At 73.0% G+C, this 22,010-nt stretch carries 21 protein-coding genes; 11 read left to right on the top strand and 10 right to left on the bottom strand.

All coding sequences use genetic code 11. The features are described from left to right. The coding region (locus AB0G74_RS15325) for a transposase (RefSeq protein ID WP_361145611.1) at window positions 1–493 on the top strand (493 nt) is incomplete at its 5' end. A gap of 12 nt (window positions 494–505) precedes the next feature. On the opposite strand, the gene AB0G74_RS15320 is transcribed toward AB0G74_RS15325, so the two are convergent. The 5 genes from AB0G74_RS15320 to AB0G74_RS15300 all read right to left on the bottom strand — a co-directional run bounded on the left by AB0G74_RS15320 (window position 506) and on the right by AB0G74_RS15300 (window position 6,753). After that, complete coding sequence (locus AB0G74_RS15320) at window positions 506–1,999, bottom strand: hypothetical protein (RefSeq protein ID WP_361145608.1); 1,494 nt, start codon at window positions 1,997–1,999, stop codon at window positions 506–508. A 289-nt stretch (window positions 2,000–2,288) separates the two neighbouring features. After that, on the bottom strand, window positions 2,289–3,506 hold the full coding sequence (locus AB0G74_RS15315; protein ID WP_361145606.1) for a hypothetical protein: 1,218 nt from the start codon (window positions 3,504–3,506) through the stop codon (window positions 2,289–2,291). Window positions 3,507–3,755: 249 nt separating this feature from the next. Then, window positions 3,756–3,983, bottom strand: a complete 228-nt coding sequence (locus tag AB0G74_RS15310; protein ID WP_361145603.1) for a hypothetical protein — start codon at window positions 3,981–3,983, stop codon at window positions 3,756–3,758. A 189-nt stretch (window positions 3,984–4,172) separates the two neighbouring features. Beyond that, complete coding sequence (locus tag AB0G74_RS15305) at window positions 4,173–5,702, bottom strand: amino acid permease (protein ID WP_361145600.1); 1,530 nt, start codon at window positions 5,700–5,702, stop codon at window positions 4,173–4,175. Window positions 5,703–5,757: 55 nt separating this feature from the next. Then, window positions 5,758–6,753 carry a hypothetical protein gene (locus tag AB0G74_RS15300; protein ID WP_361145626.1) on the bottom strand — a complete coding sequence of 332 codons (996 nt, stop codon included), beginning with the start codon at window positions 6,751–6,753 and terminating at the stop codon, window positions 5,758–5,760. A gap of 555 nt (window positions 6,754–7,308) precedes the next feature. Between AB0G74_RS15300 and AB0G74_RS15295 the strand changes: the two genes are divergently transcribed. Together AB0G74_RS15295 and AB0G74_RS15290 are read left to right on the top strand one after the other, a co-directional pair. After that, window positions 7,309–8,874 carry an AlkA N-terminal domain-containing protein gene (locus AB0G74_RS15295; protein ID WP_361145597.1) on the top strand — a complete coding sequence of 522 codons (1,566 nt, stop codon included), beginning with the start codon at window positions 7,309–7,311 and terminating at the stop codon, window positions 8,872–8,874. A 46-nt stretch (window positions 8,875–8,920) separates the two neighbouring features. Continuing rightward, the gene (locus AB0G74_RS15290; protein WP_361145594.1) at window positions 8,921–9,106 is read left to right on the top strand and encodes a hypothetical protein; all 186 of its coding nucleotides are present in this window, start codon (window positions 8,921–8,923) and stop codon (window positions 9,104–9,106) included. A gap of 134 nt (window positions 9,107–9,240) precedes the next feature. Here the strand turns inward: AB0G74_RS15290 and AB0G74_RS15285 are convergent, their stop codons facing one another. Further along, a complete protein-coding gene (locus tag AB0G74_RS15285) occupies window positions 9,241–9,711 on the bottom strand; it encodes a cold shock domain-containing protein (protein ID WP_361145591.1) in 471 nt (156 codons plus the stop codon). Window positions 9,712–10,106: 395 nt separating this feature from the next. On the opposite strand from AB0G74_RS15285, the gene AB0G74_RS15280 reads away from it, so the two are divergent. The 4 genes from AB0G74_RS15280 (at window position 10,107) to AB0G74_RS15265 (ending at window position 14,922) form a co-directional block, all read left to right on the top strand. After that, a complete protein-coding gene (locus AB0G74_RS15280) occupies window positions 10,107–11,399 on the top strand; it encodes an MAB_1171c family putative transporter (protein WP_361145589.1) in 1,293 nt (430 codons plus the stop codon). Further along, window positions 11,396–12,868, top strand: coding sequence for an FAD-dependent monooxygenase (locus tag AB0G74_RS15275; protein WP_361145586.1), 1,473 nt, complete (start codon window positions 11,396–11,398; stop codon window positions 12,866–12,868). Before AB0G74_RS15280 ends, AB0G74_RS15275 begins: the two co-directional genes overlap by 4 nt. Window positions 12,869–13,046: 178 nt before the next feature. Next, window positions 13,047–13,730 (top strand): toxin-antitoxin system, toxin component, encoded by a 684-nt coding sequence (locus tag AB0G74_RS15270; RefSeq protein WP_361145583.1) that lies wholly within the window; start codon window positions 13,047–13,049, stop codon window positions 13,728–13,730. Window positions 13,731–13,737: 7 nt separating this feature from the next. After that, a complete protein-coding gene (locus AB0G74_RS15265) occupies window positions 13,738–14,922 on the top strand; it encodes an MAB_1171c family putative transporter (RefSeq protein WP_361145580.1) in 1,185 nt (394 codons plus the stop codon). 49 nt (window positions 14,923–14,971) lie between these two features. On the opposite strand, the gene AB0G74_RS15260 is transcribed toward AB0G74_RS15265, so the two are convergent. Then, on the bottom strand, window positions 14,972–15,973 hold the full coding sequence (locus AB0G74_RS15260; protein ID WP_361145577.1) for a hypothetical protein: 1,002 nt from the start codon (window positions 15,971–15,973) through the stop codon (window positions 14,972–14,974). 606 nt (window positions 15,974–16,579) lie between these two features. Here AB0G74_RS15260 and AB0G74_RS15255 point away from each other — a divergent pair. Further along, a complete protein-coding gene (locus AB0G74_RS15255; protein WP_361145574.1) occupies window positions 16,580–16,798 on the top strand; it encodes a DUF5988 family protein in 219 nt (72 codons plus the stop codon). Window positions 16,799–17,133: 335 nt separating this feature from the next. On the opposite strand, the gene AB0G74_RS15250 is transcribed toward AB0G74_RS15255, so the two are convergent. Next, window positions 17,134–17,556, bottom strand: a complete 423-nt coding sequence (locus AB0G74_RS15250; protein ID WP_361145571.1) for a cold shock domain-containing protein — start codon at window positions 17,554–17,556, stop codon at window positions 17,134–17,136. A gap of 136 nt (window positions 17,557–17,692) precedes the next feature. Here AB0G74_RS15250 and AB0G74_RS15245 point away from each other — a divergent pair, with 136 nt between their 5' ends. Together AB0G74_RS15245 and AB0G74_RS15240 are read left to right on the top strand one after the other, a co-directional pair. Beyond that, window positions 17,693–18,697 (top strand): DJ-1/PfpI family protein, encoded by a 1,005-nt coding sequence (locus AB0G74_RS15245; protein WP_361145568.1) that lies wholly within the window; start codon window positions 17,693–17,695, stop codon window positions 18,695–18,697. Beyond that, entirely contained in the window at window positions 18,694–19,500 is an 807-nt protein-coding gene (locus tag AB0G74_RS15240; protein ID WP_361145565.1) for a DJ-1/PfpI family protein, read from the top strand. Before AB0G74_RS15245 ends, AB0G74_RS15240 begins: the two co-directional genes overlap by 4 nt. Window positions 19,501–19,549: 49 nt before the next feature. Here AB0G74_RS15240 and AB0G74_RS15235 read toward each other — a convergent pair whose 3' ends face one another. Further along, complete coding sequence (locus tag AB0G74_RS15235; protein ID WP_361145562.1) at window positions 19,550–20,440, bottom strand: NAD(P)-binding domain-containing protein; 891 nt, start codon at window positions 20,438–20,440, stop codon at window positions 19,550–19,552. Between the two features lie 189 nt (window positions 20,441–20,629). Between AB0G74_RS15235 and AB0G74_RS15230 the strand changes: the two genes are divergently transcribed. Then, a complete protein-coding gene (locus AB0G74_RS15230; protein ID WP_361145559.1) occupies window positions 20,630–21,199 on the top strand; it encodes a DinB family protein in 570 nt (189 codons plus the stop codon). Window positions 21,200–21,287: 88 nt separating this feature from the next. Here AB0G74_RS15230 and AB0G74_RS15225 read toward each other — a convergent pair whose 3' ends face one another. Then, complete coding sequence (locus AB0G74_RS15225) at window positions 21,288–21,935, bottom strand: dihydrofolate reductase family protein (protein ID WP_361145557.1); 648 nt, start codon at window positions 21,933–21,935, stop codon at window positions 21,288–21,290. Window positions 21,936–22,010 lie beyond the last annotated feature (75 nt).

Genomic DNA, 22,010 nt, shown 5'->3' with positions numbered 1-22,010 from the left:
TGCGGTGTGGAGCCTAGACACCTCCACCACACCGGAGGTCTTCGCCATGATCAAGACCCGGAACCGTCAACAACGCTCGTGGTCAATACACCTAGTCCGCGAGCACGACCTGATAGCGCACGAGGACCTCAAGATCCGCAACATGGTCAAAGCCCCCGCCTCGAAACCTGACCCCGAACAAGTGGGCGGCTTCTTGCCCAACGGGGCCGCCGCGAAGGCTGGGCTCAACCGTTCGATCTCGGATGCCGGATGGGGGGTGTTCCTGACGATCCTGCACGCCAAGGCTGAAAGCGCCGGACGGGAAGTGATCGCCGTGGACCCCCGCAACACCTCCCGGACCTGCCCCGAATGCGGGCACGTCGCAGCGGAGAACCGGCCCACCCAGGAGAAGTTCCACTGCGTCTCGTGCGGCCACACAGCACACGCCGACGTCGTGGGGGCAACCAACGTTCTACGGGCCGGGCTGGTCCGTCGCGACGCCAACCCGGCATAACGAGAAGCCCCCTCATCCACGAGGGGGAGGAGTCACGTAGAGCCGGTTCTGGAAGACCGTGAACGTCCACGCGTACGCGTTGCCGATATTGCCGTTGAACCCCGAGGGACCGAACTTCGGGCTCTGGCCCAGCAGATTCGGCTTGGCGGTCCACAGCTTGGTGTTGGGGTTGTAGACCGGCAGCTTCCGCTCCCCGTACAGCAGGGTCGTCCGCTGGTCCGCCGTCCCGGGGTCGCTGATCCGGAAGACCGTCGTCGGCCGGGAGCCGGAGATCATGTCCCGCTGCCGCAGGGCGTCGCTCCGGGGCTGTCCGTAGGTCTTCCACATCGTCTGGACGGCGCCGACCGCGGCCTGGTTGTAGCTGCCGACGTACAACTCGCCCTTCCACTCGGCGAGCGCGCCCCACGCCACGCCCTTGCTGAGCGCCGGGTCGGGGTCGTACTGGTCCCAGGAGAAGACCGGCTTCCAGGCCGCCGCCGCGTCGAAGGTCAGTCCGGCGGACGGGATCGGCGGGCTCATCCAGATCTTCGCCGCGCCCCCGCTGACCGCCCCGTTGTCGCCGGGCAGCTGGGTGCCCCAGCCGGAGGCGACCAGCCGGTCCTTGAAGGTGGTCAGATAGCCGGGGTCATTCTCCAGTTGGGCGACGGTCTCGAAGACGAACGGATTCGTCTTGTCACCGGCCCAGCGCAGGATCCGGCCGCCGTTCACCCCCGGGGCCCGCCCGGCGAGATACAGGTTGCCGTCCGCGGCGACCACTCCGCCGCGCGCGCTGACCAGGTCGGTATACGCCTTGGAACCGAGGAAGCGGCCCGTGGCGCCCTCGAAGGCGAACATCGACAGACCGTGGCCGACGGTCTGGCCCTCGGCCACCAACTGGCCGAACAGGAAGACCACGTCGTTGTGCGCGGCGGCGCCGCGCAGCCCCACGGTCCGCTTGATCAGCGGGTCCGAGACCGGGGTGATGTCCTCGGTCTTCTGGGTGTCCGCGTTCACCCGCAGCACCTGCGGGGTCCGCGCGTCACCGTAGATCGGGCCCAGCGCGTCGGCGCCCGCGCCCTTGCCGTACTCGCAGACGTCGGCGTTCTTCACCAGGTGGGGCGTGAGATCGCCGCTGTAGGTGGAGGAGGCGTTGCAGGTGACATTGGCCAGGGTGCCGAAGTAGGCGTAGTCGCCGGAGCGGGCGGCGCTCCACACATAGGCGCCGTTGATCTTCGGCTGGAATCCGGAGGGGCAGGAGCCGCCGCTCGGCGCGGGCCGGGACCCGCCGATCGACTTGAAGCACTCGTCGACCCGGGCCCGCTCGGTCTGTTCGACGTCGAGGACCGGACCCCGGTGGTACGGCGCGGTGCCCTGCGTGCTCTTGGTGGCCTGCGCGGGCCGGTCGGCGGGCGCGGCGGACGCCGTGACGTTCGGGATGACGAGCGCGGCGACCGACGCCAGGCCCGTGGCGACGATCGCGAGACGGCCGCGGGGCGGGACCGGGCGGCCGGTTCTGCGGAGTTTCATGACATGCACCTTCGTGTGGTCGTCCACTCACTGATGGGAACGAGGGAGAGCATCGAGGCGCACGCCGGGGGTGCGTCAACAGCCTTCCGGCAGGGGCGTTTCGCGACCCTGGTTCCGGGGCCCGGAGTCGGCCGGGGATCCGGGAGCCGTACCGGCCGGGGGGAGACGCTCCCGTGCCGGTACGGGAGGGAGCGGTACGGGCCCCGGGGAGCGTGTCCCCGGGGCCCGTACGGGAACGGGCCGGGCGCCCCCGGCGGCCGTCGAGCCGCCGGAGGCACCCGGTCCGCGGTCAGCTGGGGTTCAGCTTGATCGCGAAGTTGTTGAAGATGGTCCAGACATCGACCCAGGCGACACCGCCGCTGCACTCCCGGGCGGCGTTGCACCCGGTGCCGTAGCTGATGATGCCGTTGAGCTGACGCGAGTCGGGGTGGTTGACCGTGATCACCGGGCCGCCGCTGTCCCCGCCGCGGCCGACGATCCCGCCGTAGTGGGGCACGCCGTAGCTGCCCCGGATGGTGTAGCCGTCGACCGGCCAGGTCGCGTTGCCCGCGTAGACGGTCCGGATGTTGCAGACCACCTTGGAGTTGTAGCCGAGCTGGCAGGTGAAGTCGTTGACGGCGACATTGCGGACACCGTTCAGGTAGCGCACATATCCCGCGGCGTCCACCCCGTCCCAGGTGTAGCGGAGGGTCGGCGTCTCGATGAACAGGGAGTCGATCTCGGGGCGCTTGTACTTCACCTGGCCGATGTAGTTGCCGCCGAGGGCGTAGACATGGTCGCCCACGTTGTAGCAGTGCCCGGCGGTGACGAGCCACTGGCGGCCGTCCCAGGTACTGATCGAGGGGATGCCGCTGGTGCAGCGCGAGCGTCCGCCGGAGCCCGGGCCGAGCGCCGCGGCCGCGTAGAACGGCGAGGTGTCGTTCTCCCGGGTCAGGGGTGCCGCTCCGGTCGACTTGTTGATCCGCAGGGGTGTCGCGGACGCTTCCTCGCGGTCCTTCGCCACGGACGGCTTGGCGAAGTAGGCGCGGGCCGCGGCCGGGTCGTCCACCAGCAGATCGATCGATCCGCCGTCCACGGACGGACCGGCGAGGGTGATGTCGAACGGCAGATCGCGCCGGGAGGTGAGGGCGGAGATCTCCGCGTCGAGTTGCTTACGGGTCTTCTGGCCGGCGAGGACGTCGATCAGTCCGGCGTCGACGTTCGGCGCGGTACGGCGGACGGCCGCCAGGAAGCCGGCCCCCTGTGCGACATCGGTCAGATAGACCTTGACCGAACGGTAGTCGGTGCCCAGGGCGACCTGGGTGTACACATCGGAGTGGCTGCCGCGGCCCACCTTGTCCACGGCCTCGGCCGCGGCGCGCAGCGGGGCCAGTACCTCGGCCTGCCGCTCGGGACTCATCTTCGCCACCAGATCGGCCGAGAGGGCGTCGCCGCTCCCGGCCCGTGCCGCGACGGTGCTCAGCGGAAGCAGCAGCAGCGCCACCACCACCGCCCAGGTACGTCGCATGGTGAATCTCATCCGTTCCCCCTTCGAACGGCCCCGCGTCGCGGGGTCTTTCCGTGGTCACCGGGGACGGTAGAAATACGACGACATGTCGACAAGGGAGTGTGCGAGGGTGCGTCGGGTGACCAGGGGGCGTGCGGAGGCGGTGACGGCGTACAGAGCGCGTGTCCGGGCCTCGTACCCGGGAATGACCGGGGACTCGCACGGGCCGGACTCCCGGCCCGGGGCGAACACCTGCCGGACGATCGCAGGTCAGTCCGGTTCCCCGCCGGGCGGCACCGGCCGCAGCCGGCCGACGAGCCGGAAGAACGCCGCCTCGTTGCCCGCCATTCCCAGCGCGGCCAGCGCCAGGTCGGCCTCCGCCATCGGCGCGGTCAGCAGCGGCAGCGCGGCGGCGGGGCGCTCGTCGTCCAGCACGGCCCGGGTGGCGCTCAGCAGCCGTACGTATGCCTGGGCCGCGGCCCTCTCCGGATCGGTCATCTCACTGTTCCCCCTCGGCGCGGTCACGGTCCGTCCAGCATCTCGCGGACCACTGACATTCCCGGCACGGCCGCTCGTCGCACGGCGCGCCGCCCGGGGCGCGGGTACGGGGTACGGGCACGGTTACGGGGCCGGTCCAGTCGGCGGGACCGGCCCCCTCGCGACGGTCAGGGGCCGCCGTACGGAACATCAGACGATGTGTTCCGCGATCTCCGCCTGCTCCCGTGCCGAGCCGTACGGCGGCGGGGTGCTGTACGTACGCCGGGCCACGAACCACCAGACCGTGGCGAGAGCCAGCACCGAAGCCAGCGCCACCGAGGCGTAGTTCATGGTGTCCGCCGTCACCGGACTGGACTGCGGCAGCAGGAAGAGCACCGTCACACAGACCACCCACACCACCGCGATCCAGCCGACCGGCTTGCTCCACCGGCCCAGCGTCCACGGTCCGGGCTGGAACCGGTCACCGGCCCGCAGCTTCAGATAGACCGGGATGATGTAGGCCGGGGTGATCCCGATGACATTGATCGCGGTCACCGCGCCGTAGGCGGTGCTCGACCAGAGCGACGGCAGCGCCAGCACCCCGGCGAAGCAGACCGAGAGCCAGACCGCGGGGACCGGGGTGAGGGTCCGGCTGCTGACCCGGCGCCAGAGCTTCGACCCCGGCAGGGCGTTGTCCCGGCTGAACGCGAAGACCATCCGGCTGGCCGCCGCGACCTCCGCGTTCCCGCAGAACAACTGGGCCACGATCACTACCAGCAGCAGCGCCGCGGCACCGCCCGAGCCCAGCGCGTCCAGCAGGATCTGGGCCGGTGGCACCCCGGTCTCGCTCTCCAGCGCCCCGTTGTAGTCCTGGATGGCGAAGGTCAGCGCCGTCAGCAGGACGAAACCGGCGATCCAGGAGACCCAGATCGCCCGGACGATGCCCTTGGCCGCCGAGACGGAGGCGTTGGACGTCTCCTCCGACAGATGGGCCGAGGCGTCGTAGCCGGAGAAGGTGTACTGGGCCAGCAGCAGGCCGATCGCGGCCACGTAGAGCGGATTCTCCCACCCCGTGTTGTTGACGAATTCGGTGAACACGAACTCCGGCGACTGATGGTTGTCGGGCACGATCGCGATCGCGCCGACGATCAGGCCCACTCCGCCCAGATGCCACCACACACTGACCGAATTCAGCAGGCTGACCAGCCGCACTCCGAAGAGATTGAGCCCGGCGTGGAGCAGCAGAATGGCGAGAAAGATCAGAAAGGTCGAGCCGGGGGTCGGATCGAAACCCCACTGGAGATTGAGGAACGCCCCGATGAAGAGGGCCGCTCCGTAGTCGATGCCGGCGATCGCGCCGAGCAGGCCCAGCAGATTCAGCCAGCCGGTGTACCAGCCCCACTTCCGGCCGCCGAGCCGGTCGGCCATGTAGTAGAGGGCGCCGGAGGTGGGATAGGCGCTGGTGACCTCGGCCAGGGCCATGCCGACGCAGAGCACCATCAGCCCCACGCCCAGCCAGCCCCACAGCATCACCGCCGGTCCGCCGGTGTTCATGCCGAAGCCGTAGAGCGTCATTCCGCCGGAGAGGATGGAGATGACGGAGAAGCTGATGGCGAAGTTGCCGAAGCTCCCCATCCGGCGGGCGAGCACCGGCTGATAGCCGAGTTCCCGCAGCCGTTGCTCCTCGTCGACGGGTTTTCCGGCGCCCTTGCGGGCGCGTCGGGGTGGCGCGAGTGACATAAAGGGCCTCCGTGAGGACGGAACCTGTGGACTGCCGCCGGGCGCGGTGGCGCGCTCAGTAACCCGCGTCGCGCGCGGCGGTGAGACACCGGCTGCGGGCCCGGAGGAAGATCTCCTCGGCCAGGCCCGGATCGCCGGGGTTCTGGGAGCGGTACTGCCAGGGCGGCGGGGTGTAGAACGGCCCCAGCGCGTCGAAGACCCGGGACGCCTCGACGAAACGGCCCGCGCCCCACAGGGCGTGGGCCAGATGATTGAGATCGAGCAGTGACATCGTGTACGGATCGGCCCGGTCGAACCAGCCGTCGAGCGCCAGGACCGCCTCCCGCAGGGCGTCCTCCGTCACCCAGTGCAGATCCAGGGCCCGTTCGTGGCCCCGGTCCCGGCGGTACCGCTCGACCCGGACGAAGAGCGGCAGCATCAGCAGCGCCGAACCGGCGGGCGCGGTCGAAGCCGCCCACTGCACGAAGTTGACCGCCTCGGAGAGATGACCGCCCGACTTGCGGGCGTACACGAACTGGAGCATCCGGTGGTACGCCTCGCGGTTGTACGGATCGCGCCGGTGCGCCTCCGACAGCAGACCCCACGGGCCGGGGAAGAGCATCGGTCCGGGCGGCGGCTGGCGGTGCTCCTCCAGCCGCTGCTTCTCGTCCAGCTGGGCCAGGGCCAGCAGACAGACCCAGGGCACCGGGTCGTCCGGGCCGCGCCGGGCGGCGTTCCGGCACGCCTCCCACGCCTCGTGCCACCACTCGGGGGTACGGGGATGGTTGTCGCGGTGCGCCCGCAGGGCGCGTTCCACGGCCACCCGGCACCGCATGACATGAGCGGCGCCCGACTCCGGTTCCTCCGTGAGCCAGGCCCGGACCGCGTCCGAACCGGCGGCGACCGCGCCGAGTACCTGGGTGCGCTGGGTCCACAGGCCCCAGCCGCGCGTACTGTCCAGCAGATTCCGCGTCGACAGCCAGCGGCCCGTCCGTAAGTCCTGGACCGCGGCACGCAGTTCGTCGTCGTGGCCCGCCGGATGGTAGACGGGACGGAACTGGTCCTGGGCCATCAACCCGTCGCCGATCCCGCCGCCGGACGGAGGCGGGGGCGGGCACACGGGCAGGACGGTCTCGACGTCATCGGTATAAGCCCTCTTGAGAACGGTGGGGGGTGGCTCCGGCGGGTGGAGAGTCCGCTCCACCCCCTGTGCGCGCCGATCTTACTCATCCCTTCGATTCCGACAAGAAGGTGACGAGGATCGATCACCTGGCGAGACAACAAGGTTGAATCGACGCCGAGTTGAATGCTTTCCGGTGCTTTTCGCGCGTTCATGATCGATGATGATCGCGATTCGGTCCCCGGTAAATGATCAAGAGGTTCCGGAAGGTTCCCTGGTGGTCCGGGAAATCCGGCCGGGTGACCGGGCCGCCCCGTCCCCCCGTACCCCGGTGGACCGATTTCCCGGCGGCCGACCACTCGGGCCCCCGCGGGGTCCCGCCCCGGGCCCCGCGCCCCCCGGATCCACCACCCCCGCCCCCGCCCGGGGCCGCCGGCCCGCCGCACCGGCGAACGTCATGTCCGAAAACTGCCGGAACCGGACCGGTTCCGTTCCCATACTGGGGTGATGACCAGCCAGACCGGCAGAACCGGCAGAACCGGCGTAACGGGGCACCGTACCGGCGGCACCGGGTACGCCGACAGCCGCTACGAGGCCGTGGCCAGCCGGGACGCCCGCTTCGACGGGATGTTCTTCTTCGCCGTCTCCACCACCGGCATCTACTGCCGTCCCAGCTGCCCCGCGACCACCCCCAAACGGGAGAACGTCACCTTCCACCGCACGGCCGCCGCCGCCCAGAGCGCCGGATACCGGGCCTGCCGCCGCTGCCGCCCGGACGCCGTCCCCGGCTCCGCCGAGTGGAACGCCCGGGCCGATGTCGTCGGCCGCGCCATGCGGCTGATCGGGGACGGCGTCGTCGACCGGGAAGGGGTCACCGGACTCGCCGACCGGCTCGGCTACAGCGCCCGCCAGGTACAGCGCCAGCTCAACGCGGAACTCGGCGCCGGACCGCTCGCCCTCGCCCGGGCGCAGCGCGGCCACGCCGCCCGGGTGCTGCTCCAGACCACGACCCTCCGGACGGCGGAGATCGCCTTCGCCGCCGGATTCGCCAGCGTCCGCCAGTTCAACGACACCATCCGGGCGATCTACGCCGCCACCCCCACCGAACTGCGGGCCGCCCGGCCGGGCCGGACCGCGCACGCCGTACGGCTCGCGCCCGCCGACGCGCCCGCGGGCGTACCGCTGCGACTGGCCCACCGGGGCCCCTACGACTCGGCCCAGGTCTTCGACTTCCTCCAGGCCGGGGCGCTCCCCGGGGTCGAGGAGATCACCGGCCCCGCGGGCCGCCGGATCTACCGGCGCACCCTCCGGCTGCCCGGCGGCCCCGGCATCGCCGAGGTCGCCGAGGCCACCGGCGGACGGAACGACGGAACCGGCTGGCTGGAATGCCGGCTGCGGCTGAGCTGTCTGCGCGATCTGACCACCGCCACCCACCGGATCCGCCGGCTGCTCGACCTCGACGCCGATCCGCTCGCCGTCGCGGAACACCTCGGCGCCGACCCGGTGCTCGCCCCGCTGGTCGCCGCCCGGCCCGGACTGCGCGCCCCCGGCGCCGCCGACCCCCAGGAGACGGCGCTCCGGATCGCCGCCGGTGCCGACGGGTCCGGCCCGGACTCGAAGTCCGGGGCTGCCGGTCTCGTCCCGGCGTACGGCGAGCCGCTCACCCGGCCCAGCGGCGGGCTCAGCCATCTCTTCCCGGAGCCCGCCGCACTCGCCGACGCGGCCCTCGACGGAATCCCGGCCGCCCGCCGCGAACCCCTGCGGGCCCTCGCCGCCGCACTCGCCGACGGGACCGTGCCGCTCGACCCCGGCACCGACCGGGCGGAGACCGGGCGACTGCTGCTCGCCCTGCCCGGGACCGGACCCCTGACGGCGGCCCGGATCCGGATGCGGGCCCTCGGCGACCCCGATGTGTGGCCCCCGGGCGATCCGGTCCTCACGGCCGCCCTGCGGCACGCGGGCGCGACCGGCGCGGCGCCCCGGAGCTGGCGTCCGTGGCGCTCGTACGCCGCCCATCACCTCCGGACCGCCCGGACACCCGGCCGGACGGCCCCGGGCGGGCCGCGAGAGTAGGCTGGGAAGGGGAATCCCTGGTGAGGCCCGCGAGCAGGTGATGGCCATGGCGGACGACGACTTCTACACCCGCGACCGCCCTCCGGACGCCGAACTCCCGGAGGACCGCCCGCGCGGTATCGGCGCGGGACCCCCGGGGCCGAAGCTGCCCCACAGCACGATCTGGCGGATCGCGCTCTTCGCCTTGGTGGTCGTGGTGGTGATCGCCTTCGGGATCATGCTCTTCCCGTGAGCCCGTGAGCCCGTGAGCCCGTGAGCCCGTGAGCCCGTGAGCCCGTGCCCGGCCCCGGGGCGGGACGCGGGGTGCCGCGTACCCCCTACGGTCCGTCGGGGCGGACGGACGGACCGCGGGAGCGCCCCCGGGGGTCAGCCCTCGGTCCAGCCGTGGTTCTTGCCGAACTGGAGCAGCGCCTGACGGATCTGGAGCAGCTGCTCCCCGGTCAGCGACGGCGCCGACGCCAGCAGGACCTCGGTCAGTTCCTGCCGCAGCTCCTCCGGGGTGAAGACGTCGCACAGCGAGTCGTCCCCGTCCCCGGAGATCCGGGTCGCCGACGGCACGACGGCCGGTACGGCGCCGTGCCCGGCGGCCGGTGAGGGCCGTCCGCCGCCGCCGTTGAGGGCACCGGCGCCCGTGCCGTCGACGAGCCGTACCGACGACGCCTTGAGCCCCCGGTCGCCCTCCTCGACCTCGAACTCCACCGCCAGCCCCGGGCGTACGTACTGCTCGGGGATCAACAGATCGTTCACATGCAGGAAGACGTCCTCGCCGCCGTGATCGGGAGCGATGAAGCCGTAACCCCGCATACCGTCGAACCGCACCACGCGACCGGCGACCATGCCAACAACCCCCAAACCGATCCGGACCCTGTGCCCGGATGACCACCTGGGGTAGACGATAAGCCCGGAGGGCGCGCCGCGGGAGAACCCCCGGACGGTGTACGCGCCCGCTGTCCGCCGGGCGCCGGGGGTAGCCTCCTGCACACGGTCGGCTCCGCTGTGGTACATGTGAACAGCTGTACGGAACACGGGAGTTGGCGCCGGTCACGGCGACCGGCGGAGCCGGGGCGCACCCGGCGACGCACGGCCGATGGGCGGTCGGCGCGCAGGCAGGGGAGTGGTCGCAGGTGGGCGAAGGGCAAGAACACGGGACACCGCCCCTCGCGCACCGGCAGGGGGCCGGACCCGGCGGTCCGGGCGGTGTCCCCGGTGGTCCGGCGGGCCGGAGCTGAGCCGTGCGGAGCACCGACTACTATCTGCCCGCCGCGACCCTGACGATCGCGTTCATCGCCAAACTGCCGTCCCTGCGGTACGGCTGGCGCGACCCCCTGGTCCGCTCCGTCTGCTTCCTGGTCTTCACGGCGGCGGCCTGCTTCTTCTTCGCCGCCCCGCCCACCATCACCTCGGTCAACCGGATCACCGGCGTACCCAATGTCTCCGGCCCCCTGGTCTATATGATCATGGGATCGTTCAGCGCCGCCTGTCTCGTGCTGATCGTCAACTGGCGCGGCGGCCCCGAGGACCGGGTCCGGCGCGCCTCCCGCCGCTGGCTCGCGCTCTACACCCTCGCGATCGCCGCGATCCCCGTCCTCTTCGCCCTCGGCGACGCGCCGGTGGAGCGGCTCCGCGATCTGGACACGTACTACGCCACCACCCCGTACATCCGCGAGATGATCGTCGTCTATCTCGTGGCGCATCTGCTCTCCGCCACCGTCACGACCTGGATGTGCCTGCGCTGGGCGCGGGCCGTCGCGGGCTGGCTGCGGGCCGGACTCCTCGTCCTGATCGCCGGGTTCGGCCTCAACCTCGTCTTCGCGCTCACCAAACTCTCCGCCGTCGTGGCCCGCTGGACCGGCCGGGACTGGGACCACCTCAGCACCACCGTCGCGCCCCCGATCGTCGCCGTCGGCGGATTCGTCGTCACCTGGGGCTTCCTGCTGCCCCTCGTCGGCCCCCGGCTCGGCGCCTTCATCGGCGGCTGGGCCGCGTACCTCCGGCTCGGCAGGCTCTGGCGGCTGCTGAAGGACACCCGCGGCGCGGCCGACACCGCCTTCCACTCCGCCGTCCCCTGGTGGTCAGACGCCGATATGCGGCTGACCGTACGGGAGACCGGTATCCACGACGCGCTGCTCAGACTCCATCCCCGGCTCGACGACACCGTCCGGCGCCGGACCCTGGCCGGGCTCGCCGCCCGAGGCTCCGCCGCGCCGGCGCCCGGGACCGACGCCGCCGACGCCGTCGCCGTCGCCGCGATGATCCGGTACGCGGTCACCGGCCCGGCACCGGACCGGGAGGACGCCGAACGCACCCGGGTGGACGGACCCGCCGACGGCGCGGGGGCCGATGCCCTGGCCGAATTCCTCGGACCGGGCCGCCGACGCCTGCTGCTGCTCTCCAAGGCCCTCGGCTCGGCCGCGGTCACCGCCGCGACAACGGCCCCCCGCCCGCGGAACCGCGCCACCGACACCCATGCCACCGCCGTCGCGCCGGAGCCCCCGGCCCACCCAGAAAGCCGATCCGCGTCATGACATCACCGTCCTCGCCCGGCCCCTCCGCACCGTCGGCGCGCTCCGGCCCCCCGGCCGGACCCACCCGCGCCGTCGTCATCGGCGGCGGGCTGACCGGAATGCTCGCCGCCGCGGCCCTGGTCCGCCATATCGACGAGGTGACCGTGGTCGAGCGGGGTGAACTCCCCGACGGCCCACGGCCGCGCCGGGAACTCCCACAGGCCCGGCACGTCCACGTCCTCTACTCCGGCGGCGCCCGGGTGATCGAGGACCTGATACCGGGCGTCACCGAAGGCTGGCTGGCCGCCGGGGCGCGCCGGATCCCGCTCCCCACCGGACTGGTCTCCTACACCGCCCAGGGCTGGCTCAGACGCTGGCCGGTCGAGATGCAGTATCTGATCGCCTGCACCCGCGACCTGCTGGACTGGGTCGTCCGGGCCCGGGTGCTCCGCCACCGGGCCGTACACCTGCTCGACCGGCACGAGCTGATCGCCCTCACCGGTACCCGCGACGGTGTCACCGGCGTCCGGGTCCGCACCTCCGACGGGACCGAACGCGCCCTCGAAGCCGATCTCGTCGTCGACGCCTCGGGCGCGGGCTCCCCGACCCGCGAACGGCTCGCCGGAATCGGTGTCACCGGCGTCGAGGAACGGAAGGTCGACTCCGGACTCGGCTACGCCAGCCGCTTCTACCGGGCCCCCGCCGGAACCGAGAACTTCCCCGTCGTCAATGTGCAGTCCGCGCCCCGGACCCCCGTACCCGGCCAGACCGCGACCATCGTGCCCGTGGAGGACCGCCGCTGGCTGGTCACCCTCTCCGGCACCCGCGGCGGCCGGCCCACCGGCGATCCGGACCTCTTCGAGACCTTCGCCAGGGGAGTCCGCCACCCCGTCGTCGGGGAACTCCTCTCCCGTACCGAACCGCTCCCCGGTGAGATCGCCGTCAGCCGCAGCACGGTCAACGGCCGCCGCTACTTCGAACGCGCGCCGCACTGGCCCGAGCGGTTCGTCGTCCTCGGCGACGGCGTCGCCACCTACAACCCCCTCTACGGGCAGGGCATGAGCGTCGCCGCCCAGGGCGTGGCCGCCATGGCGGCCGAACTCGCCCGCGCGGGCCGGGCCGACGCCCCGGGCCTGGCCCGCCGGATCCAGCGCGCCGTCGCCGGACCCGTGGGCGTCGCCTGGGAGATGGCCACGTCCCAGGACGTGCTCTACCCCGGGGCCGTGGCGGAGTCCACCGGCGGCCCCCGGCCCCGCCCCTCCTCGCCACTGGTCGCCGGGTACGTCGACCGGATCACCGAGGCCGCGACCGGCCGGATGAGCGTCACCCAGGCGTTCTTCGACGTCGTCACCCTCTCCTCGGGCGCCGCCCGGTGGCTGCATCCGGACATCGTCGTCGCCGCGCTGCGCGGACCGGGCCGCCCGCCGCTGACCGCGCCGCCGCTGACCGCCAAAGAATGGGAGGCCATCGGGGGGTACCCCGCGCGGTAGCACCCGAACGCGCGCCGGGGCGGGGACGGTTCGGGCCACTTTCCGCGCTCTGTGGCGTAGCACCCCCGGGCGTCCCTAGAGTGAACCGTGACGGCCGCCGTCCGGCAGCCGGAGCGGAGGCGTCCGCCGGCCGGCCGGACCACCGGCCCGTGCGGAGACGAGAATCCGGGAGCGGCACGTGGGCACCAGGCGCGAGATGCGCAGACTCCGGGGCGAGCTGGCGCGCGCGGTGGAGCGGGAGTGGCCGGGTCCCGATCCCGACGCCGTCTTCACCGTGCTCTGCGACCGGCTCGGCGCCCTGCGCGAACGGCCCGTGATCCACCGGCTGGTGCCCTTCCCGCCGGGCACCGCCAGCGGGCTCTACCTCGATACCGCCGACCGGGACATCATCTGCGTCGAGGAACGCACCAGCCTCCTCCACCAGCTGGTCATCTTCGGCCACGAGGCATGGCACATGATGGCGGGACACTGCTCCACCCACCCCGACGGTGCCGGTACGGCGGCCCGGGTCGTCGGCGACGACACCGATCTGACGGCCGTCGTCCAGCGACTGGCCCTGCGGACCGGGTTCGTCGCCACCGAGGAGGCCGAGGCCGAACAGTTCGGCGTCGGCCTCGCCACCCGCCTCCGCCCCTGGCTGGAGCGGTACGGCTGCGGACCGCGCAGCCCGCTGGAGCGTCGCATCCAGGAGACGCTCTCCCACACCCCCGCCCGGCCCGGTCCCTTCCCCCGGCCCGCGACCGTCCGCTTAACCGGATTAACCCGGCCCGCCGATCCGGACCCCGCCGGTCCGGACGGGACCGGCGGGGACGGCGATCCGCCGGACACCGCGGGGCGCCCCGGCCCGGCCGGGCGGGACTGACCGGCCCGTGCGCAGCAGCGACTACTACGTTCCCGCGGCCCTCCTCGCCGTCGTCCTCGCCGCCAAACTCCCCGCCCTCGTCCGGGGCCGGGACAATCCCCTGATCCGGTCCGTCTGCGCGCTGATCGCCACGGCCGCCCTCTGCTTCTTCTTCGCCGCCCCGCCGACGATCTCCGCCGTCAACGAACTGACCGGGATCCCCAATGTGTCGGCGCCGCTGGTCTACACGATCATGGGTGTCTTCGACTGCTCCTGCCTCGTACTGATCGTCAACTGGCGCGGCGGGCCGCCGGAGCGGGTCCGGCGCCGGATCCGGCAGTGGATCGCCGGATACGCGGTGGCCACCGCCGCCGTGCCCGTACTCTTCCTGCTCGGCGACGCCCCGGTGGAGCGGCTGCGCGATCTGGACACGTACTACGCGGGCACGCCGTACGTCCGCGAGATGATCGTGGTCTATCTCGGCGCGCATCTGGTCTCCGCCACCGTCACCACGGTGCTCTGTCTGCGCTGGGCCCGGCTGGTCGGCGACTGGCTGCGGGCCGGGCTGATCGTCCTCGCCGGAGGCTTCGTCCTCAACTGGGCCTTCGGCGCGGCCAAACTGACCGCCGTCGTCGCCGCCTGGAGCGGTACGGACTGGTCCCGGCTGAGTACGGTCGTCGCCCCGCCGATCGCGGCCGTCGGCGCCCTGGTCATGGCGGCGGGCTTTCTGATCCCGCTGGTCGGGCCGCGGCTCGGCGAGCAGGCCGTGTCCTGGACCACCTATCGCCGGCTCGACCCGCTGTGGCGGCTGCTCCGGGGGACACCCGGGGCGACCGCGGGCGGCCCCGGCGCCTCCGCGTGGGCGTCGCCACGGACCCGCCGCACGGTCCGGGAGACCCTGATCCACGACCGGCTGCTGACGCTCGGACCGCTGCTCGACGACGGCGTACGGCTCACGGCCCGGGAGCTGGCCGCCGCGGGCGGTGCCCGGCCCGAGGACGCCGAGGCCATCGGTCTGGCCGCGATGGTCCGGACCGCCGTCGCCCACCGGGCCCCCGGCGACGACACCCCGCCGGACCCGGACCCGGGGCCCGGGGCGTGGCAGGTGTCGGTGGGGGCGGTGGCGCTGAACGCGGCGGTCCGGCCGGGCGGCGACGGTCTGGTCAGGCTCTCCCTGGCGGTCGGACGCGGGCTCGCCCCGGCCGACGGGTGACGGCCGTAACGGTGGCCTGGGCGGGGCGACCGCCGACCGGCCCGGCCGGTCAGACGCGTTCGATGACGAAGACCTGACCGTCCGACCCGGTGCAGCGGCTCATCACGGCCTCCGTACCCGAGTTGCCGGACCCTTCCCTGATCCCCGCACAGCCCCGGCCCGGGACCCGCAGCACGAACCGGCCGTCGCCGGGCCGCCCGGACGGCTCGATCCGGAACAGGCTGGCCCGCGCGCAGTCGTCCCACGGCTCCAGCAGCCCTTTGCCGCCGCCTTCTCCGAGGGCCTTCAGACAGCCGGTGCCGTCATCGGGGTGGTGCCACAGGACGCGGTACGAGTCACCGCCCGTCGGCTCCAGCGTCGTCGACTGCGGGGCCACCTCGTCACAGGGCCGCTGGACGGCCACCAACGGGGTGTGACGCCGGTCGGCGACCCGGCCGTCCGTGAGACAGAACTCCGGCGCCGAGAGGGGCCGGAGCCGGACATAGCCGTCCGGCGGGGCCGTGACGGCGGCCACCGGACCGTCGTCCGACCGGGACTCGGGCCGCTCCGGCGCCTCCACCAGCCAGAACGACAGCCCGGCGAGCAGCGCCGCCACGGGCAGTCCGGCCAGCACGGAGAACCGTCTCCGGCCCGGTCCCGGCCCGCCGCCCCCGCTCTCACCACCGGTCCCACGGGTCCCGTCTTCCCCGGCCGGGCCGGGACCGGCGGTCGGCGTACCGGCCCCGGCTCCGGGACCCGTCCCGGCCTGTCCCCGGGCGGCCCGTCCGGCGCGCCGTCCCGCGAGTCCGGACCGGGCCGCCAGCCACTCCTCGACCCGGTCGCCCTCGCCGCAGACCCGGACGAAGACGGTGAGCAGTTCGGCGCGCGGCAGACCGCGTCCGTTGAGTACGGCGGCGCACGTACTGCGCGGCAGTACCTCGCCCTGCCGGGCGGCGGCTTCCTCCAGGCCCCGGTACGTCAGGCCCGACCGTTCCTTCAGGCCCCGTAACAGGGCGGCGAAATCGGCGGCGTCCCGCGCCTCGCGCGGTGACATCTCACGCTGGCTCCCCACCTCGAACATCCTTGTGGACATTCCGAACGGCCACCAGAAGGGTTTCGGTCACGCCCGAAAGTGGAGATTGACCGGACGGAACGGTGGACAGGACGGCGATCCGTCCCGGGACGCTGTCCGGGACATCCGGAAATTCCGGGCTTCACCTGCGGAGACCGCGAAGGCTGCGAAGGCGGCAAAGATTGATGGATTGCCGCCGCGCGCCGGAACTCCGCGCTGTCCGATACCCCCTTTCGGCGGCCCCGCCCCGCCCGCCGCATCCCGCCCCGGGGCGACCTCGACGCGAGGGTGCCGCGCCACCGGAGGCGACGGGGCCGGACGCCGGTGCGCTCCCGCGATCCCGGGCCGCCTGGTCGTGCCCCGGTCGCGGGCCGCTGGTGGCGGGCTGGAGACCGGCTGGAGTCCGGCTCGTGTAGGGGCCGCCTAGGGGTTTCCCGCCGGGCGCCGCCGATCTACGTTGACGGTGCAGACCGGTCGGACACCACTGGTCCCGTCGGGAGCGGACGGGATCCGCGCGGATCCGCCGGTCTTCATCAGACCAGGACGCTGTGTGATCGCCGCCGCACCGGCGACCGACGGCAGCGGACGTCGAGAGGAGTCTCCCGCATGACCGTTGCCCGGCCGAATGTGGTCCTCCGAGGCTGCACCTCGCCCTATCTCGCCGAGGAGCAGCGCATCCGCCATGTACCCGACCCCGGCGAGAAGGTGAAGTTCCTCCTCGGCAACCGGTACGAACACTTCACCGCGACCGCCGAGTGGGAGGACCACGGGGGCGTCTCCCTCCGGGTCTTCGCCTGGTCGGGAGCCACCAGCCCCGCCGAGTGATCCGCCCGGACCGGGAACCGGACGTCTCCGTCCGGCGCGGAACACCCCGGTCCGCCCCGGTCCTCCCCGTGACGGCGCGGTCGCCCGCCGGTGACCGCGCCCCGTGCGCCCCGGGGCCCGGCGCCGTACGCCCGGCCCGGGATCACCTCCGCGTCACCCGCGACGAACGCGCCGAACCGGAACCGTTCGACCTCCGGGGAGAGACGGCGGACCGGTCCTGGACGGTGCCGGCCGGACGGCGGTACCGGCCGTCGCCGCGCGTCCTCCTGCGGTCCCGGACGGCGAAGGGCCCGGAACGCGTCGCGCGCCCCGGGCCCCTGCCGCGTACCGGACTCTCAGCCCTCGACCCACCCGTGCTTCCGGCTGAACCGCAGCAGTCCCTCACGTACCTGGAGGATCTGCTCACCCGTGAGCGTCGGCGCGGCACCCAGCAGTACCTCCGTGACCTCCTGGCGGAACTCGGCGTTCCGCAGGACGTCGCAGAGAGCGTCGTCACCGTCGGCCGGCCGTACCGGCGACGTACCCGTACCCGGAACGGCAGCCCGGGGCGCCGCCCCGTCGGCGAGCCGTACCCCGGCCGCCTTCAGACCCCGGTCGCCCTCCTCGATCTCGAACTCCACCTCCAGTCCGGACCGCAGATACTGCTCGGGGAACCGCAGATCGTTGACGTGGAGGAAGACGTCCTCCCCCTCGTCGTCCGGAGCGATGAACCCGTAACCCCGTGAGCTGTCGAACCTCACCACACGACCGGCAACCACGTCACAACCCCCAAAATGCCCTCTAGCCCCAGAAGGGCCACTGTTCCGCCGAGGATAGGACATCGACATCCAGACCGGTGAGCCCGGGGTCGGGGCCGGGGCGCGCGCCGGGCCCGGCCCGTGATGGCATCACCGGATGGAGCAGACCCGGCGCGTGCTCGTCGTCGCCTACGACGACGCCCAGATCCTCGACATCGCCTGCCCCACAGGGGCGCTGGACATCGCCAACCGGTACGGGGCCGACCCGCCGTACGCCGTCGAACTCGGCACCCTGGGGCGCCGGGCCGTCCGCAGCTCCGCCGGGATCGTGCTCGGCGCGGCCCGGCGGCTGGAAGGGGTGACGGGGCGGCTGGACACCCTGATGGTGGTCGGCGGGGCGGGCTCCGAGGCCGCATCGGCCGATCCCCGGCTGGTCGCCCAGGTGGCCCGGCTCGCCGAACGCAGCCGCCGGGTCGCCGCCGTCTGCACCGGGACGGCGGTACTCGCCGCGGCCGGACTGCTCGACGGCCGCCGGGCGACCACCCACTGGGGGTACGGCGAAGGGCTCGCGGCCCGGTACCCCCGGGTCGCCGTCGACACGGCGCCGCTGTACATCCGGGACGGGAACGTCTACACGTCGGCGGGCGTCACCAGCGCCCTGGACCTCACGCTCTCCCTGATCGAGGACGACCACGGCGCGTCGCTGGCCCGCTCGGTCGCCCGGGAGCTGGTCACCTATCTGCACCGGCCCGCCGACCAGGCGCAGCTCAGTGTCTTCCTGTCGGCCCCGCCGTCCGGGAGCCGGGCCGTCGCCGAGCTGATGGCCTACGCGGCCGGGCATCTGACGGCGGACCTCGGCCCCCGGGCGCTCGCGGCCCGGGCCGGGGTGAGCACCCGCCAGCTGACCCGGCTGTTCCGGGCGCATACGGGCACGACCCCGGCCAGGGCCGTACGCGCCGCGCGGACCGAGGCCGCGGCACATCTGGTACGAACCTCCCGGCTCTCCCTCGCCGCCGTCGCCCGCCGCTGCGGATTCCGGTCGGCGCAGACCTTGCGGGAGGCGTTCATCGGCCACTACGGCATGAGCGGGGACACGATCCGCAGGATGCCGGACACGCCCGTACCGAGGGCGGCGGCGGGACAGCAGACTCCGGTGGTATGACCAACACACCAGAATCACGGCCGACGGCCTCCCGGCGGTCCCTGATGCGTACCACCGCGGCCGCCGGGGCCCTGGTCGCGGCCGGGGCCGCGGGCGCCGCCCCGGCCCGGGCCGCTACCGCGCCCGGGCGGTGGGAGCCGGGCGGCAGCGGACCCCGGATCGGCATCGTGCTCTACGACGGCTACAGCCTGCTGGACCCGACCGGGCCCGCCGAGGTGCTGTCCCGGCTCCCGGGCGCCGAGGTCACCATGGTCGCCGCCCGCCGGGGCCCGGTCCGTACCGACACCGGGGACGTCCGGGTGATGGCCGAACTGTCGCTCGCCGAGGTGGACCGGCTGGACGTCCTGGTGGTGCCGGGCGCGGGCAACCGGGGCACCGTCGCGGCCATCAACGACCGTCAACTCCTCGACTGGATCCGGCGGATCCACCGGACCACCCGCTTCACGACCTCGGTCTGCACGGGGAGCCTGGTCCTCGCGGCGGCCGGACTCCTCGACGGGCGCGAGGCGACGACCTATTGGGCCTCCGCGCCGTATCTGGAGGCCACGTTCGATGTGACGTACCGGCCCGAACGGTATGTCCGCTCGGGCCGGATCATCACCGCCGCCGGGGTCTCCGCCGGGCTCGACATGTCCCTCTACCTGGCGTCGCTGATCGCCGGGCGGACCACGGCCGAGGCGATCCAGCTCGCCCTGGAGTACGACCCCAGGCCGCCGTTCGACGCCGGGAACGCCGCCGAGGCCGACGACCGGCGCAAGGAACTGGCGCTCCGGCTGCTGGCGGACTCCCAGACCCCGGCCTGACCTCGCCCGGAGTCCGCCGGCCCGGGCACGGGCCCCGACCGGCCCGGGTTCAGGCCGACGGCTCCGACCTGATCCGCCGGATCGCGAGCGGGGAGTTCCAGTCCCGGTGCCCGGCCGCCGCCATGGCGTCCAGTTCCGCGGCGGTCCGCTCCAGCAGTTCGGTGGAGACCCCGGCCTCCCGGGCGGTGACGATCTTGTTCATGGTCGCCGCCCGCTGGAGGTCGAGTGTCTGGGTCAGCACGGGGGCTGTCCCGTCGGCGCGGTGCGCGTCGATCTCGGCCGCGAAGGCGGGCATCACCCTGGTCATGTTCGTCAGCCAGGACACCAGATGTCCGGTCAGCCCGGCGGCGCTGCCGCCCTCACGCGCCAGCGCCAGGGCCACCGCGTGGTGGAAGCCGTCGAACATCATGTCCATGGCGGTCAGTAGGGCCAGGTCGTAGCTCGCGGCGAGACCCGGGTCGGCTCCCAGGTAGTGCGGAGTGCCCAGTACCTCCAGCGCCGCGCGGTGCCCGGTGAGTACGTTCTCGTCGCCGCTGTAGAAGAGGAACGCCTCCTCGGTGGCCACCGTCGACGGGATCGCCATGATCCCGCCGTCGAGATAGTCCGCCCCGTGCCCGGCCGCCCAGGCGGCGAACTCGGCCGCCTGGCCCGGCGTCCCGTTGGTCAGATTGACCAGGGCGCGTCCGCGCAGGGCGCCGGCCGCCGGATCCAGCACCTCGTGCACCGAGTCGTAGTCCAGCAGACAGACCAGGACCAGCCGCCCGGCGCGGACCGCCGCCTCGGGCGACGGCGCGAGCACCGCGCCCCGCTCCACCAGGGCATCGGCCCGGGACGGCGTACGGTTCCAGACCGTCACCTCCCGCCCCGTGTCGAGGAGGGCCGCCGCCAGGGCCCCGCCCATCGCCCCGAGTCCGATCACACTCACCGCTTCGCCGGCCATGCCCGCTCACTCCCGTCCGCTCGGTTCCCGGCGGTCTCGTTCCCGCCGCCTCCACTCTCCGGCCCGGCGCCGGGACCGGACAAGTACGGACTTGAAAGTGCGTCACTGACCCCTTGGTAAGCGACCAGGTCGGCGATGGTCCGGCACGGTCCGGAAAACCGATGGCGACGGCACCGGCCAGGGGCGACCATGACGCCTATGAGCGACGCACCCGCACGATGGACCCGGGCCACCGTCTACCCCGATATGTGGGCGGACCCGGACAAGGATCCCCGTAACAATGAGGGGAGCACCCCGGACGGCGAGCGCGCCACGCTGCTGGACTTTCTCGTCAACTACCGGCTGACTCTCAGGATGAAGTGCGAAGGGCTCGACCCGGAGCAGCTGGCCCGCCGCTCCGTACCGCCGTCGACCATGTCGCTGCTCGGGCTGGTCCGCCATCTCGCCGAGGTGGAGCGCGACTGGCGCAACTGGGTCACCGACGACGAGCCCCTGCCCAAGCTGTACGGCCGTCGCGACGCCGACTTCGACGAGGCGACCGGGGACCGGGCGGCGGTCGACGCCGCCTTCGCCGATCTCGAACGCGAACAGGCCGCCACCGACGCCGCGCTCGACCGTTTCGACGACCTCGGCGAGCGCGTCGGCCGGGACCGGGTCGCCGTCCGCGAGCTGATGGTCCACCGGATCGACGAGTACGCCCGGCACTGCGGACACGCCGACCTGCTGCGCGAGTGCGTCGACGGCCGGGTCGGGCAGTGACCCCGGCCGCCGGGCGGACCGGCGAGGCCGGGCCGGTCAGTCCGGTCCGTACGGTCCGATCAGCCGGTCCGGCCCGCGCCCACCGCGGTCACCTGCGCCAGAAGAGGTAGTGCGTCACCCCGCTCGGGCTGGGCACGACATCCCGGTGGAACCGGTCCAGCAGCTCGTCGGGGGAGTCCCAGAGCCGCAGCCCCGACCCGGCGGCGACCGGTGAGACGGCCACATGGAGCGTGTCGACCAGATCCGCTTCGAGGAACTCGCGGATGGTGGTCACCCCGCCGCCGAGCCGGACGTCCTTGCCGTCCGCCGCTTGCCGCGCCTGTTCCAGAACGGCCGCGGGGTCCCCGGAGACGAAGTGGAACGTGGTGTCGGAGAGGGTGAGCGACGGCCGCTCGTGGTGGGTGAGGACGAAGACCGGGGTGTGGAACGGCGGCTCGTCGCCCCACCAGCCCTGCCATTCGTGGTCCTCCCAGGGACCCCGCTGGGGGCCGAACTTGTTCCGCCCCATGATCTCCGCGCCGATGTTCCGCGGATAGTCACGGGTGAGGTAGTCGTCCAGGCCCCGGCTGCCCCCGGGCTGCGTCCGCATCGGCCAGCTCGCCGTCGCGCCCGCCCAGGAGAACAGCCGCCCGGGGTCGAGTACGGTGCCGAAGGGATGTTCGAGGCTCTGGTCCGTGCCGGCGGCGACACCGTCGCTGGAGACATTGAAGTTCTGGACCCGCAACAACTGGGGCATCTGCTACTCCCGTGGATGGTGGTGACGGTGGTGGGACTCCTCCGGCGGGTACGAATCATCGGCGGCCACGGCTCA

It is taken from the genome of Streptomyces sp. NPDC020875 (assembly GCF_040641415.1).
GTDB lineage: Bacteria > Actinomycetota > Actinomycetes > Streptomycetales > Streptomycetaceae > Streptomyces.
Note: the sequence above shows the minus strand (reverse complement) of the source record. Positions and strands in the feature narration are given on the sequence as shown.

Coding starts and splice junctions, on each gene's coding strand:
- AB0G74_RS15320 (WP_361145608.1), bottom strand. CDS start 1,999: ATGAAACTCCGCAGAACCGGCCGCCCGGTCCCGCCCCGCGGCCGTCTC.
- AB0G74_RS15315 (WP_361145606.1), bottom strand. CDS start 3,506: ATGCGACGTACCTGGGCGGTGGTGGTGGCGCTGCTGCTGCTTCCGCTG.
- AB0G74_RS15310 (WP_361145603.1), bottom strand. CDS start 3,983: ATGACCGATCCGGAGAGGGCCGCGGCCCAGGCATACGTACGGCTGCTG.
- AB0G74_RS15305 (WP_361145600.1), bottom strand. CDS start 5,702: ATGTCACTCGCGCCACCCCGACGCGCCCGCAAGGGCGCCGGAAAACCC.
- AB0G74_RS15300 (WP_361145626.1), bottom strand. CDS start 6,753: ATGGCCCAGGACCAGTTCCGTCCCGTCTACCATCCGGCGGGCCACGAC.
- AB0G74_RS15295 (WP_361145597.1), top strand. CDS start 7,309: ATGACCAGCCAGACCGGCAGAACCGGCAGAACCGGCGTAACGGGGCAC.
- AB0G74_RS15290 (WP_361145594.1), top strand. CDS start 8,921: ATGGCGGACGACGACTTCTACACCCGCGACCGCCCTCCGGACGCCGAA.
- AB0G74_RS15285 (WP_361145591.1), bottom strand. CDS start 9,711: ATGGTCGCCGGTCGCGTGGTGCGGTTCGACGGTATGCGGGGTTACGGC.
- AB0G74_RS15275 (WP_361145586.1), top strand. CDS start 11,396: ATGACATCACCGTCCTCGCCCGGCCCCTCCGCACCGTCGGCGCGCTCC.
- AB0G74_RS15255 (WP_361145574.1), top strand. CDS start 16,580: ATGACCGTTGCCCGGCCGAATGTGGTCCTCCGAGGCTGCACCTCGCCC.
- AB0G74_RS15245 (WP_361145568.1), top strand. CDS start 17,693: ATGGAGCAGACCCGGCGCGTGCTCGTCGTCGCCTACGACGACGCCCAG.
- AB0G74_RS15240 (WP_361145565.1), top strand. CDS start 18,694: ATGACCAACACACCAGAATCACGGCCGACGGCCTCCCGGCGGTCCCTG.
- AB0G74_RS15235 (WP_361145562.1), bottom strand. CDS start 20,440: ATGGCCGGCGAAGCGGTGAGTGTGATCGGACTCGGGGCGATGGGCGGG.
- AB0G74_RS15230 (WP_361145559.1), top strand. CDS start 20,630: ATGACGCCTATGAGCGACGCACCCGCACGATGGACCCGGGCCACCGTC.
- AB0G74_RS15225 (WP_361145557.1), bottom strand. CDS start 21,935: ATGCCCCAGTTGTTGCGGGTCCAGAACTTCAATGTCTCCAGCGACGGT.